This is a genomic window from Streptodolium elevatio (genome assembly GCF_053592165.1).
Window position 1 is genome coordinate 51,606 of sequence record NZ_JBSFVE010000022.1, and the last position, 12,675, is coordinate 64,280.

12 protein-coding genes are annotated in these 12,675 nt (G+C 73.8%); 8 read left to right on the top strand and 4 right to left on the bottom strand.

The genetic code is table 11. The features are described 5' to 3' along the window. The first annotated feature begins 308 nt into the window (after positions 1 to 308). From ACWD12_RS32200 to ACWD12_RS32210, 3 genes are all read left to right on the top strand, one after another. Positions 309 to 2,717 (top strand): MMPL family transporter, encoded by a 2,409-nt coding sequence (locus ACWD12_RS32200; RefSeq protein WP_450102518.1) that lies wholly within the window; start codon positions 309 to 311, stop codon positions 2,715 to 2,717. A gap of 134 nt (positions 2,718 to 2,851) precedes the next feature. Then, positions 2,852 to 4,144 (top strand): sensor histidine kinase, encoded by a 1,293-nt coding sequence (locus ACWD12_RS32205; RefSeq protein WP_450102519.1) that lies wholly within the window; start codon positions 2,852 to 2,854, stop codon positions 4,142 to 4,144. Beyond that, positions 4,141 to 4,821 (top strand): response regulator transcription factor, encoded by a 681-nt coding sequence (locus tag ACWD12_RS32210; RefSeq protein ID WP_450102520.1) that lies wholly within the window; start codon positions 4,141 to 4,143, stop codon positions 4,819 to 4,821. Before ACWD12_RS32205 ends, ACWD12_RS32210 begins: the two co-directional genes overlap by 4 nt. Before the next feature lie 398 nt (positions 4,822 to 5,219). Here the strand turns inward: ACWD12_RS32210 and ACWD12_RS32215 are convergent, their stop codons facing one another. Together ACWD12_RS32215 and ACWD12_RS32220 are read right to left on the bottom strand one after the other, a co-directional pair. Further along, on the bottom strand, positions 5,220 to 5,774 hold the full coding sequence (locus ACWD12_RS32215) for a DinB family protein (RefSeq protein ID WP_450102521.1): 555 nt from the start codon (positions 5,772 to 5,774) through the stop codon (positions 5,220 to 5,222). A gap of 239 nt (positions 5,775 to 6,013) precedes the next feature. After that, the gene (locus ACWD12_RS32220) at positions 6,014 to 7,174 is read right to left on the bottom strand and encodes an FAD-dependent oxidoreductase (RefSeq protein WP_450102522.1); all 1,161 of its coding nucleotides are present in this window, start codon (positions 7,172 to 7,174) and stop codon (positions 6,014 to 6,016) included. Between the two features lie 53 nt (positions 7,175 to 7,227). Here ACWD12_RS32220 and ACWD12_RS32225 point away from each other — a divergent pair, with 53 nt between their 5' ends. Together ACWD12_RS32225 and ACWD12_RS32230 are read left to right on the top strand one after the other, a co-directional pair. Then, the gene (locus ACWD12_RS32225; RefSeq protein ID WP_450102523.1) at positions 7,228 to 7,920 is read left to right on the top strand and encodes a TetR/AcrR family transcriptional regulator; all 693 of its coding nucleotides are present in this window, start codon (positions 7,228 to 7,230) and stop codon (positions 7,918 to 7,920) included. 11 nt (positions 7,921 to 7,931) lie between these two features. Then, on the top strand, positions 7,932 to 8,402 hold the full coding sequence (locus tag ACWD12_RS32230) for a hypothetical protein (protein ID WP_450102524.1): 471 nt from the start codon (positions 7,932 to 7,934) through the stop codon (positions 8,400 to 8,402). 51 nt (positions 8,403 to 8,453) lie between these two features. Here the strand turns inward: ACWD12_RS32230 and ACWD12_RS32235 are convergent, their stop codons facing one another. Further along, positions 8,454 to 9,032 (bottom strand): hypothetical protein, encoded by a 579-nt coding sequence (locus ACWD12_RS32235; RefSeq protein ID WP_450102525.1) that lies wholly within the window; start codon positions 9,030 to 9,032, stop codon positions 8,454 to 8,456. A gap of 284 nt (positions 9,033 to 9,316) precedes the next feature. On the opposite strand from ACWD12_RS32235, the gene ACWD12_RS32240 reads away from it, so the two are divergent. Both ACWD12_RS32240 and ACWD12_RS32245 read left to right on the top strand, forming a co-directional pair. Beyond that, entirely contained in the window at positions 9,317 to 9,724 is a 408-nt protein-coding gene (locus ACWD12_RS32240; RefSeq protein WP_450102526.1) for an ArsR/SmtB family transcription factor, read from the top strand. Continuing rightward, the gene (locus ACWD12_RS32245) at positions 9,721 to 10,800 is read left to right on the top strand and encodes a TIGR03086 family metal-binding protein (RefSeq protein ID WP_450102527.1); all 1,080 of its coding nucleotides are present in this window, start codon (positions 9,721 to 9,723) and stop codon (positions 10,798 to 10,800) included. Before ACWD12_RS32240 ends, ACWD12_RS32245 begins: the two co-directional genes overlap by 4 nt. Before the next feature lie 130 nt (positions 10,801 to 10,930). Here ACWD12_RS32245 and ACWD12_RS32250 read toward each other — a convergent pair whose 3' ends face one another. Further along, positions 10,931 to 11,605, bottom strand: a complete 675-nt coding sequence (locus ACWD12_RS32250; protein WP_450102528.1) for a maleylpyruvate isomerase N-terminal domain-containing protein — start codon at positions 11,603 to 11,605, stop codon at positions 10,931 to 10,933. Positions 11,606 to 11,793: 188 nt separating this feature from the next. Here ACWD12_RS32250 and ACWD12_RS32255 point away from each other — a divergent pair, with 188 nt between their 5' ends. Next, complete coding sequence (locus tag ACWD12_RS32255) at positions 11,794 to 12,642, top strand: arylamine N-acetyltransferase family protein (RefSeq protein WP_450102529.1); 849 nt, start codon at positions 11,794 to 11,796, stop codon at positions 12,640 to 12,642. Positions 12,643 to 12,675 lie beyond the last annotated feature (33 nt).

Genomic DNA, 12,675 nt, shown 5'->3' on the forward strand with positions numbered 1-12,675 from the left:
AACTGGCCATAGTCGCGGCGGTGGTCGCGGCCCACCGCGCCCGGCGTCCGAAGCGGATATCCGAAGCGGATATCCGGAGCGGACAGCCGAAGCGGCCTCGGAGGCCGAAGCGGCCGGCTGTGGTGGACGTCCGCGGCGGCCGGTCGCGGGGTGGCGCCGACGTGGGCGGCTACTGCGATTTCAGTAGTCGGCGGACGTTCGGTGGTGCGGTTCCGGTAGCCCGCAATGCCCGTAGCGGCACGACGACGGGGCGGGTCCCCGCGGGCGAGCCTGGAGCGGTCATCGCCTGTAAATAGGGAGACCCTGACGTGGCGACTTTTCTGTACCGGCTCGGCCGCGCCGCCTTCCGGCGGCGCGGCCGGGTCCTCCTGGTGTGGCTGGGCGTGCTGGTCGCGGTCGCGGCGGTCGCGGCGCAGGCGTCCGGGCCCTCGGACGAGGAGTTCTCGATGCCGGGGATCGAATCGCAGAAGGCGTTCGACCTCATGGAGGAGCGCTTCCCCGGAACGGCCGCCGACGGCGCCACCGCTCGGATCGTCTTCGTCGCCCCCGACGGGCGGAAGGTGACCGCCGGCGACACGCGGCAGGCCGTCGAGGACGCCGTGGGCGCGCTCGCCGGCGGCCCGCAGGTGGCCGACGTCGCCGACCCGTTCGCGTCGGACGCGGTCAGCGACGACGGCTCGACCGCCTACGCGACCGTCACCTACAAGGTGGAGTCCTCCGACGTCTCCGACGCCAGCCGCGCGGCGGTGGACGAGACGGCGGACCGGGCGCGCGCGGCGGGCCTGACGGTGGAGACGGGCGGGTCCGCGATGGACGACGGCGGCGGCCCCGGCGGGATCGCGGAGATCGTCGGCCTCTCGGCGGCGGCGCTCGTCCTGCTGGTCACGTTCGGCTCGCTGGCGGCCGCGGGCCTGCCGCTGCTGACCGCGATCGTCGGCGTCGCCGTGAGCCTGTTCGGCATCGTGCTGCTCGCCGGGCCGTTGGGCCTGTCCGCGGACACGCTCACCCTCGGCATGATGTTGGGCCTGGCGGTGGGCATCGACTACGCCCTGTTCGTGGTGTCCCGCTACCGGGAGGAACGCGGGCGCGGCCGGTCGCCGCAGGACGCAGCCGGGGTAGCGGTGGGCACCGCCGGGTCGGCGGTCGTGTTCGCCGGGGTCACCGTGGTGATCGCCTTGGCGGGCTTGGCCGTGGTCGGGATCCCCACGCTCACGAAGATGGGCCTGGCCGCCGCCGGGGCCGTCGCGGTCGCCGTGCTGGTGGCGTTGACCGTCGTCCCGGCGCTGCTCGGGTTCTGGCCGGACGCGGTCCTCTCGCGCCGGGCCCGCCGGGCGCACAAGGCGAGCCGTCGGGGCGGCGGCCGGGCCGTGCTCCCGACGGGCGAACGGCCCGGTGCAGGACGGCTGGACGGCGATGCCGCGCGCGGGCCGTTCCCGGGTGGTGCCGTCCCGGGTGGTGCGGTCCCGGGGAGTGCAGTCCCGGCCGGTTCCGGTCCGGATGCGGTCGATCGGGTCAACCTGGGCACGCGCTGGGCCCGCTTCGTGCTGCGCCGCCCCGTCGCGGTGCTGGTCCTCGGCGTGGCGGGCCTGGCCGCGCTGGCCGTGCCGATGGCGTCGCTGCAACTGGGTATGCCCGGCGACGAGGCCAAGTCGACCGCGACCACCGAGCGCCGCGCGTACGACGCACTCGCCGACGGGTTCGGCCCGGGCTTCAACGGACCGCTGACCATCGTCGTGGACGCGCGGGGAGCCGCCGACCCGCAGGCCGCGGTGCGGGCCGTCAGCGATCGGATCGGCGCCACGGACGGCATCGTGTCGGTCTCGCCGGCCGACTTCAACGAGGCCGTCGACACGGCGGTATTCCGGGCCACCCCGTCGACCAGCCCGACGGACGAGAAGACCAAGGACCTGGTGGAGGCGATCCGCCGCGACCGGCCGGCCGCGGAGCGGGAGGCGTCGGCGACGTTCGAGGTCACCGGCACGACCGCGCTGAACATCGACGTCGCGGCGAAGGTGCAGTCCGCGCTGGCGCCGTACCTGGCCGTCGTGGGCGGACTTGCGGTGCTGCTGCTGATGGTGGTCTTCCGGTCCGTGCTGGTGCCGGTCAAGGCGGCGCTCGGCTTCGTCCTGTCGGTGCTGGCGGCGCTCGGCGTGCTGGTCCTGGTCTTCCAGGAAGGCCACGCGGCAGGCCTGTTCGGCGTGGCGCAGACCGGGCCGGTCATGAGCCTGATGCCGATCTTCATGATGGGCATCGTCTTCGGACTGGCCATGGACTACGAGGTGTTCCTGGTGTCCCGGATGCGGGAGGCGTACACGCACGGGGAGTCCGCGGACCAGGCGGTGGTGTCCGGGTTCCGGCACAGCGCCCGGGTGGTGTCCGCCGCCGCGCTGATCATGGTCGCGGTCTTCTCCGGGTTCATCGGGGAAGAGGGGTCGATGATCAAGATGCTCGGATTCGGCCTGGCCGCCGCGGTCCTCTTCGACGCCTTCGTGGTCCGCATGGCGATCGTGCCCGCCGTTCTGGGCCTGCTTGGCGACCGGGCGTGGTGGCTGCCGGCATGGCTCGGCCGCGTCCTGCCGCGGGTGGATGTGGAAGGCGAGGCACTCACCCGACCGCACACCCGCGGTCCCGGTTCCGATCCGGGTTCCGATCCTGGGTTTGGTCCCGGTCCCGGCTCCAACCGCGATCCGGGCGGACCGGTCGAGGCGCGCCTCTGACCGAGCGGCCCGCAAGACCGTCCCCGAGACCGTCCGCCGGCCCGCCCGAGCACCTTGTGCCGGGCGGGCCGCGCGCCCGTTTCGGCGCCCATCGGCGACCATGGACCTCGATACGCCCCCCGACGGAAGGCACGATGACCGGCAACCTCGAACGGTACGCGGAACGCCGTGCCCGGGCCGCCGACGCGGTGGCGGCGGTGGTGCTGTGCGTCTGCGCGCTCCTCGGGACCCAGATCAGCACGTCCGAGTCCTCGCCCCCGCAAGCCCTGTGGCCGGTCTGGATCCTCGCGGCCTCCAGCGCGGCCGTCCTGGCGTCGCGCAGCCACCCGCGCGCCGCCCTCGCGGCCACCGTCGCCGCGGCCGCCCTGCTGACCGGCCTGGGCTACCTGCCCAGCCCTCTGCTGCTGGCTCCCGTCGCGGCCGCCCTGTACTGGCTCGTCGCGCTGACCGGCCCGCGGACCGCCGCCGTCTACGGCTCGGCGACCATGGTCGTGCTGGTGGCCACCTCGCTGGCGGGCGAGGAACTCGGCGACGACTTCGTGCTCCGCACCGTGGGCACGGTCGTGTGGCTGCTGCTGCCGGTGGCCCTGGGCGACCGCAGCCGCTTCCGGCGCGCGTACCTCGAATCCGTCCAGGCCCGCGCCGCGCACGCCGAACGCACCCGCGAGGAGGAGGCGCGGCTGCGGGTCGCCGAGGAACGCATGCGCATCGCCCGTGAACTCCACGACGCCGTCGCCCACCACATGGCGGTCGCCCACGCCCAGGCCGGCACCGCCGCGCACCTCGCCGACACGCACCCGGAGCAGACCCGCAAAATCCTGGCCGACCTGGTCGACACCACCTCATCCGCGCTCCTTGAACTGCGCGCCACGGTGGGCCTGCTGCGTCGTACCGCCGCCCCGGGCGCCGACCCGGACACCGATCCGCTGGAGCCCACCCCGGGCCTGGACCGGCTGCCGGCGCTTGTCGCGGCGTGCGCGTCGGCCGGGCTGACGGTCGACGTCGGCACCGAGGGGGACGTCCGGCCGTTGTCGCCGGGAGTGGACCTGACCGCGTACCGGATCATCCAGGAGGCGCTGACCAATGCCACGAAGCACGCGCCCGACCGCGAGGCCCGCGTACGGCTGCGCTACGACGCCTCGCGCCTGCGCGTCACCGTGACCAACGACTTCCCGGCGGCCCCGGGGCCCGCCGCGCCGGTGCCCGGCGGCGGATACGGTCTGATGGGCATGCGCGAACGCGCCCACTCGATCGGCGGCGAACTGCGCGCCGGCGTACGGCCCGAGGGCGGCTTCGAGGTCGCGGCGGTCCTGCCCTTCCAGCCCCGCACCCCGGGGGGCTCTCCCACGGGGGAAGCCTTCGAGGCGGCCTCCGCGGACGCCCCGCCCGACCCCGGCCCCGGCCCACGACCTGAGGAACCCCGTTGACGATCCGCGTACTCCTCGCCGACGACCAGGCCCTGCTGCGCGGCACGTTCCGGCTCCTGATCGACTCCTGCGACGACATGGAGGTGGTCGGCGAGGCCGCCGACGGCCGCCAGGCGGTGGAACTGGCCCGCGCGCACAAGCCCGACGTCGTCCTGATGGACATCCGCATGCCCGGCGCGGACGGGCTCACGGCCACCGCCGAGATCTGCGCGGCGCCGGACCTGGCGGGCACGCGCGTCCTGATCCTGACGATGTTCGAGACCGAGGAGTACGTCGCCCAGGCGCTCCGGGTGGGTGCGAGCGGTTTCCTCGGCAAGTACGTCACCACGGACGTGCTGCTGGACGGGATCCGCACCGTCGCCGCGGGCGAAGCCCTCCTGTCGCCGGGTGCCACGCAGGCCCTGATCACCCGGTTCCTGACCACCCCGGCCGCCGGGCCGCCGCTCGCGCCCGTGGAACGCCTCGCGGACCTGACGCCGCGCGAACAGGAGGTGACCGTCCTGGCGGCGCACGGCAAGTCCAACGACCAGATCGCCGGCGAGCTGGTGCTGAGCGTGCTGACCGTCCGCACCCACGTACAGCGCGCGATGACCAAGCTCGGCGCCCGCGACCGGGCGCAACTCGTCGTCATCGCCTACCAGAACGGCCTGGTACGCCCGGAGCCTCCCGGCCCATGACCACGTTGGGTACAACGGCGGCCCCGCGGGCGGACGTGTCTCGGTTCCGATGTGCGTTTTCGATGTGCGTTTTCGAAACTCCGGCCTGCTCGGAACAGGCACGTGGAGGGCAATTCCGGTCAGGGATCGGAATGTCGCGCGCAGTTTATGGCGGTGCGCTGTCACCGGACCATGCAGCTTTGAGCCGGATGCGGGAAGCCCCGACGGCCCAGCGGGGCGTTGCGGCCGGCGTCGAGGGGTGGGGTCGCGACCTGTGGGCAGGGCCCCGGCCAGGACGCCCGTGTCTGCGGCGCCGCCGTACCCGGCCCTGGTGGGGGCAACGCGCGGCGCGGTCGCGCGGGCCGGATACCGGTGTTGCGGTGCGCGCGACCGCGCCGCGCTACCGGGGCGCTAGCGCGCTACTGGCCGACGCGTCCGTCGATGCACTCGCGGAGCAGGTCCGCGTGTCCGCAGTGGCGGGCGTACTCCTCGATCCGGTGCACCATCAGCTCGCGGACGGCGATGCGGTCCTTGCCCAGCCGCTCGCCCAGGTCCGGGTGTTCGGCCAGGACGGCGTCGGTGGCGGCCTGCTCCCGGGCGAGGTCGGCGTACGCGGCCTCGACCATCCCCGGATCGGCCGCGACCGCGTCGAAGTCGCCGCCCTTGCCGTAGAGCTTGGGCAGCGGCTCGCCGATCCAGCCGCGCCAGTCCCGCTCGACCTCGGCGAGGTGCCGCAGCAGCCCGAGCAGCGACATCGTGGACGGCGGGACCGACCGGCGGGCCAGCTGCTCGGCGTCGAGCCCGTCGCACTTCATGCGCAGGGTCAGGCGGTAGTCGGCCAGGTACTCCTGCAGCGTCGCCAGTTCCCCGTCCGGGCTGGGGCCGTCGCTGTTGCGCGGGTCGTCGCCCGGGTCGATCCACATGTCGGGGTAGACGTTCGCCTGGGTCCAGCGCTCGGGTCGCTCGTCGCTCATCTCCCCAGCTTCACCGGTGCGCCTCCGCGCCCGCCACCGCATTTGCGCGCGGCGTCGGTGGGACGCGACATCATGTCGCCCGAAGAGGGCCGAGCGCATCGCATCGAGGACTACAAATGGCGGCTGACCATGTGGACGGAGTCGTACGTCAGCCAGCTCCCGTCACCGAGCGGGCGGTGGGGGCTGACCCGCCACCGCCCGCCGCGTCCGTGCGCAGGCCGTCCGATGAGTGACGGCGGTCAGTGGGGTTGGAGGTTGTCGAAGAGGGCCAGGGCGTCGGCGGGGTTTGGGCTGACGAGGCGTTCGAGGCCGGCGGCGGTGAGTTCGGCCCACCGGGCGGCCCTGGCCCACATGTGTTCCTCGAACGCGCGGACGGCCGCGTCCAGGTCCGCGGGGTCGGGGGTGGCGGCGACGGCCTCGGCGAGTTCGGCGCCTTCCAGCATCGCGAGGTTCGCGCCCGCCCCCAGCGGGGGCATCAGGTGCGCGGCGTCGCCCAGGAGTGTCACGCCCCGGGTGTGCGTCCAGGTGTGGCCCACGGGCAGGACGTGGAGGGGGCGGCGGACGAAGGCGGTGCCGCGGCGGAGCAGGTCGAGGACGGGGTCGGCCCAGCCGTCGAACAGCGCCAGCAGGCCCGCCAGTACGGCCTCGGCGTCGGACGGGTCCGGGCCGAGGTCCGGGGTCGGGGGCGCGGTCGGGTCCGGGGCCGACGGGGGGTCCAGCGGTGCGCGGAACTGGGCGTACACCTTGACGTGGCCGCCGCTGTTGCGCTGGGCGACGACGGCGCGGTTGACGCCGTACACGGCCACGGAGCCGTCGCCGACGAGCCGGGCGAGGTCGGGGTGGCGGGTGTCGACGTCGTCGAGCGAGGTCTCGACGAAGGTGACGCCGGTGTAGTGCGGTGTCACCGGGGACACGGCCGGGCGGACCCGGGACCACGCGCCGTCCGCGCCGACCACGAGGTCGAAAGCCTCCTGCCGCCCGTCCTCGAAGTGCACCAGTACGCCGTCCCGGTGCCCCGGGACAACCCGCGTCACCCCCCGCCCCCACTGGACGTCGAGGTCGCCGAGCAGCAAGTCGCGCAGGTGTCCGCGGTCGATCTCGGGATTGGCGCGCTCGCCCGGGCGCGGCTGCCAGTCGCGGAGGACGGTCCCGTCGCTGTCCAGGATGCGCATGGCTTGCCCCTCGGGGCGGGCCATCGCCTGGAACTCCGCCAGCAGCCCGGCTTTGTCGAGCGCGAGTTGGCCGAGGCCTTCGTGCAGGTCGAGAGTGCCGCCCGGAGGACGGGCGTCGCGGGCGGGATCGCGTTCGAGGACGGTGGCGTGGTGGCCGTGGCGGTGCAGGACGCGGGCGAACGTGAGGCCGGCGGGACCGCTCCCCACTACGGCGATACGGTGTCTCATGTCGATACACTGTATTTCTCCATGACGGCGTATCGCAACAGTACGGTGTACCCATGACTGTGTGGGACCGCCCCGAGCCGCCGACCCGACCCGCCCCGCTCGACCGCGATCGCATCGTCGCCGCCGCGATCGCACTGGCCGACGAGGGCGGCCTCGACGCGGTCTCGCTGCGCAAGGTAGCCGCCCGCTTGGACGCCGGCCCGATGCGCCTGTACGGATACATCTCCACCAAGCAGGAGCTGTTCGACCTCATGCTGGACGCCGTCTATGCCGAGGTCCTGCCCGAGGAGCGGCCCCGCGACTGGCGGGAGGCGCTGCGCGTCCTCGCCGTCCGCACCCGGCAGGCCGCGCTCCGCCATCCGTGGCTGGCCGACCTGCTCGGCGGCCGCCCGACCCTGGGTCCGAACGCCCTTGCCGTGTCGGAGGCCACGCTGTCCGCACTCGACGGCGTCACCGACGTCGACACCGGCATGCGCGCCGTGGAGACGGTCAGCGCCTACTACATCGGCGCGATCAGGCGCGAGGTCGCGAACCTGCGGGCAGAGCACGCCACCGGACTGTCCAAGCACGACTGGCAGCGCGCCCACGGACCGCACGTGACGAACATGCTCGCCACGGGCCGCTATCCGGCGCTCGCCAAAGCCGTGCACGACGGCGCGGACGTGGACCCCGAGACCTCCTTCGCCACCGGCCTGGACTGGGTCCTCGACGCCGTGGCCGCCAAACTCACCCACCCGCCGTCATGAGGCCTGCCGACGTGACGCCCGCCGAAGCGACGCTCGGAAACGCCGCACGCCTGCTCCGGGAGGAACTGCTCCGCGACGGCAGGCCGCTGGGAGACCTGGTCGCGGAGGACGCCTGGCAGGCGTTTCTGCGGTTCGCGCGCATCCCCTTCGACACCCCGAGGACGACCGACTGCGACGGACTGCTCTTCCAGTACGGCACGTACGCCTTCGACGGCCCGCCCGCGTTCCTGCTGGACTTCACCCGGCAGTTCGAGTCCGTCGACGAGCACGGCGGCCACGAGAACCACGTCCAGGTGCACTGCGAAGTCCGGTTCTCCCCCACCCCGGCGCTGAGCGAACTGGGCGGCTTCAGCTCCTGGTTCTTCCCCGGCGGCGGCAGCCTCGACGCGTGGGCGACCGGCCTGACGACGACACCCGCATGGTCGATCGTCGCCGCGCACATCCCGAACGGGATCGTCGTGGCCGTCGAAGACGCCTGCTGAGCGAGGGCGACGACGGCGGGCCCGGCGGGCATCCGGGGCGTCCCTCGGGGGCTACGCGGCGGCCAGGCGCTCGGCTGCGGCAGCACGTACGTGGGCGACTTCCATCAGGTCGTCGCGCAGCTCGGTGACGCGCGCCTGGGTCGTGCGGTTGTCCGGGGCGTGGGCGATGCCGAGGAGCCGGGCCTGCTCCTGGCAATCCCACAGGGACTCCGTGTGGGCGTAGTCCAGGCCGGCTGTCGCCCCGATGGCGGTGAGTGCCTCCAGGTAGGCGGCCCGCGCGTAGGAGTGCGGGGTGTGCAGCCAGAGTCGGCGCAGGTCCGGCGCGGCGGGTGCGGCGGCCGCGCCGAACCGGGCCAGTCGCCGCGCGGTGGCCTCGGGGCCGCACCAAGTGCGCGTACGCCGCTCCAGGTCGCGTACCAGTCGTGCCAGGTGCAGGGCGCGTTCGTCGACCAGCGAGTCCCACGCCCAGTCCCGGCGGATCCCGTCGTACACGAACGCCGAAGCCGCCGAAGGGTCCTGCACGGCCCGCACGGTGCCCAGGCCCCGCCCGCGTTGCAGCAGCCCTTCAAGGGAGTCGGGGTGGGCGTAGGAGTCGGGGTGGGCGTGGAACAGCGCGTCTTCGTCATTCATCGTCCGGAACGATGCCCGACCGGACGCCCCGCCGCCACGCGATATGCGCCCGGCGCGGGGCGGCGCGGGCCCACGAGCAAACAGCCGCCCCCCATACGCTCCGACGCGGCCGCGCACTGGGGGCCGCCGAACCAGAGCCGCCGTACGGTGCGGGCCGCCGCCGGCGGCCGGTCTGGGGCTCGTCGCGGGTATTCAATCGATCGGTTGACCACGGGGCGGCCTGGCCGTAGGTTGTATTTAACCGGCAGGTTGAATAATCGTAGGCGAAAGTGCGAGGTGCGGGAATGTCCGACGACCGGCTGTCCCGGGTGTTCGCCGCGCTGGCCGACCCCACCCGGCGCGACATCGTCGCGCGCCTGGCCGCGGGCGACGCCACCGTCAACGAACTCGCCGCCCCGTACGACGTCACCGTCCAGGCCGTCTCCAAGCACATCAAGGTCCTGCAGGACGCCGGCCTCGTGAGCCGCAGCCGAGACGCGCAGCGCCGCCCCTGCCATCTGGAGGCCGAGGTCTTCGACCTCATGACCAAGTGGATCGAGCGCTACCGGCGCGAAGCCGAGGACCGCTTCCGCCGCCTGGACGCCGTCCTCGCCCGGATGGACGACCAGGGCGACCCGGCCGGCCGAGCCGACGGCCGGACCGACACCCCGCCGGACGACCGGCCCGCAGCCACGGAGGAAGCGGCATCATGACCACCACCGACCACGACAACCCCGGCACCGACCACGACACCGGCCGCCGGGAAACCCGCATCACCGCCGACCCCGCGCAGCCGACGATCGTGATCACCCGCGAGTTCGACGCCGCGCCCGCGCACGTGTTCCGCGCGTACACCGACCCCGACCTAGTCGTCCAATGGCTCGGCCCGCGCCGGCTCACCATGCACATCGACCGCTACGACGCCCGGACCGGCGGCTCCTACCGCTACGTGCACACCGCCGACGACGGCACCGCGTACGGCTTCCGCGGCGTCTTCCACGAAGTACGCCCCGACACCCGCATCGTCCAGACCTTCGGCTACGACGGCTCACCGGACAACGTCAGCCTGGAGACCACCGCGTTCCTCGACCTCGGCGGCCGCCGCACCCGGGTGACCACCACCTCCCTCATGCAGTCCGTCCAGGCCCGCGACGCCATGCTCGCGAGCGGCATGGACCGCGGCGTCCGCGAAGGCCACGAACGCCTCGACGAACTCCTCGCCCGCGACGCCGCCCCGCGCACCCCGGCCGACGAACACCGCCGGATCGCCCGCACCTTCACCGACCGGGTACGCGGCGTCCCGCCCACCGCCTGGGACAACCCCGCCCCGTGCGAGGGCTGGGTCGCCCGCGACGTCGTACGCCACCTCGTCGAGTGGTTCCCGGCCTTCCTGAAGTCCGGCGCGGGCGTCGACCTGCCCGCGGGCCCCTCCGCCGACGAAGACCCGGTCGCCGCGTGGACCGTGCACAGCGACGCGGTGCAGGCCCTCCTCGACGATCCCGCCACCGCCACCCGCACCCTGGCGAACCCGCACATCGGCGAAGTCCCGCTCGACCAGGCCGTCGACCGGTTCTACACCGCCGACGTCTTCCTGCACACGTGGGACCTGGCCCGCGCCACCGGCCAGGACGAAACCCTCGACGCCGCCAAGTGCGCCGAACTGCTGGACGGCATGCTGCCCCTCGACGACGTGCTTCGCGCCAGCGGCCAGTACGGCCCCCGGACGAAGGTGCCCGACGACGCCGACGTCCAGACCCGCCTGCTCGCCTTCATCGGCCGCGCCCCCTGACCTGACGCGCGACCCGGCCAGGGCCGGCCAGGCTCGGCCTCGCCCGGTTGGGCCAGGCCGTGGGACGCCGAAGGCCCGGGAGGCGGCGCGCCGGGCGCCTGGGGCCGGGCGCCTGGGCTGCGGGGACGCGTCAGCCGAGGACGAACGGCAGCCTCGCGGCCAACCCGCCGTCCGCGCCGCCGCCCTCGGTCGCCAGCCGGGAACGCTCCTCGGCGGTCGGCGCCCGGCGGCCGGTACCGACCAGCAGCGCGTCCGCGTCCGAGAACGACGCCGGGAACGCCGCCCCCGCGAGCTCCTCCAGCATCGTGCGCGAACGCGCCAGACCCGGCGCCGGCGGCGACACGTCCGACAGGTGCGCGGCCAAGTCGATGTGGTGCAGCGTCCACTCCAGGACGTACGCCTCCAGGTAGTCCCCCGCCGTGAGCACCTGGTCCTTCGTCCCCACCAGGCCGCGCGGGTCCGCGAGTTCCGCGGCGCGCCCGGCCGCGGAGCCCACGTCGTCGAGGTGGAACTTCAGCAGCCACGGCTCCTGGTAGGCCGCCGCGAGCCGCACGGTCAGCGCGTCCAGCGGATCGTCGCCGGTCGGCGCCTGCACCAGTTCCCAGTACGTCACCGCGTTCCGCGTCGGGGCCGCGTCGGCCGGCGTCGCCAGCGTGATCAGCACGTCCTGCGCGTCGATCACCAGATGGCACACCAGGTCCCGCACCAGCCAGCCCGCGCAACCCGACGGACGGGCGAAGTCCTCGTCCGAAAGGTCCGCGACCGCCGCCCGCAAGGCCGCCCACGAACTCGAGAAGAGATCCACCCCGGCACGCTAACAGCCACCGGACCCGCCCGGCTGCCCGCGGGCGCAGCGCGCCGGGCCACGGATTCGGGTCGCCGCGCTCCCGGCCACCGTTCGGTTCTTCGTTCCGGTTCGCCGAGTCGTCTCCACCGCGCTCGTCCGCGCCGCCGGCTCACGCCGCCGGTTCACGCTGCTGGTTCACTGGTCCCGTGACCAACGATCTCTGGCGCGTCGACCGGCTCGACCTCGACGGCTACCTCGCCCGGCTCGCCCTGCCGGTCCGCGAACCGGGCCGGGCCGCGCTCGACGAACTCCACGAGGCGCACGTACGCACGTTCACGTTCGACAACTTCGACGTCGTCCTGGGCAGCCACCCCGGTGTCGACCTCGACGCCGTCCAGGAGAAGTTCGTGGGACGCGGCCGCGGCGGCTACTGCTTTGAGCACGCCACCGTCTTCGCCGCCGCACTCGAACGCCTCGGCTACGACGTACGCCGCCGTCTCGGACGCGTCGGCGATCCGGCCGACGGCACCCAGCAGGGCCGCACCCACATGGTCGTCGAGGTCCGCCTCGACGGGCAGCGGCTGCTGTGCGACCCCGGCTTCGGTATGAGCCTGCTGCGGCCGGTCCCGATCGCCGACGGCGCCGGCGACGAACACCTCGGCTGGCGCTACCGCATCGACGCCGCGGACGGCAGCGGCACCGGCGGCAGCGGTGGCTGGGAGATGCGGCGGTGGCGCGACGACGGCTGGCAGATGATGCACACCACCGACGAACTGCCCGTCCTGCCCGTCGACGTGGTGATCGGCCACCACTACACCGCCACCCACCCGGCCTCGCACTTCGTGCGCACCCTGATGGTCGCCCGCCACCTGCCCGACCGGCACGTCACCCTCACCGAGGCCACCGTGACCGTACGCCGGGCCGGCGCCCCCACCGAGCACCGCCCGCTCCGCGACGGCGAACTCGCCGACTGGCTGCGCGTCCTCGCCGTGCCGCTCACCGGCGACGAGGAGGGGCGGCTCCTGACCTGGGCGGCCGCTCACCGCCCTACCTGACCGCCCTACCTGACTGCCCCGCTTGACCGACCC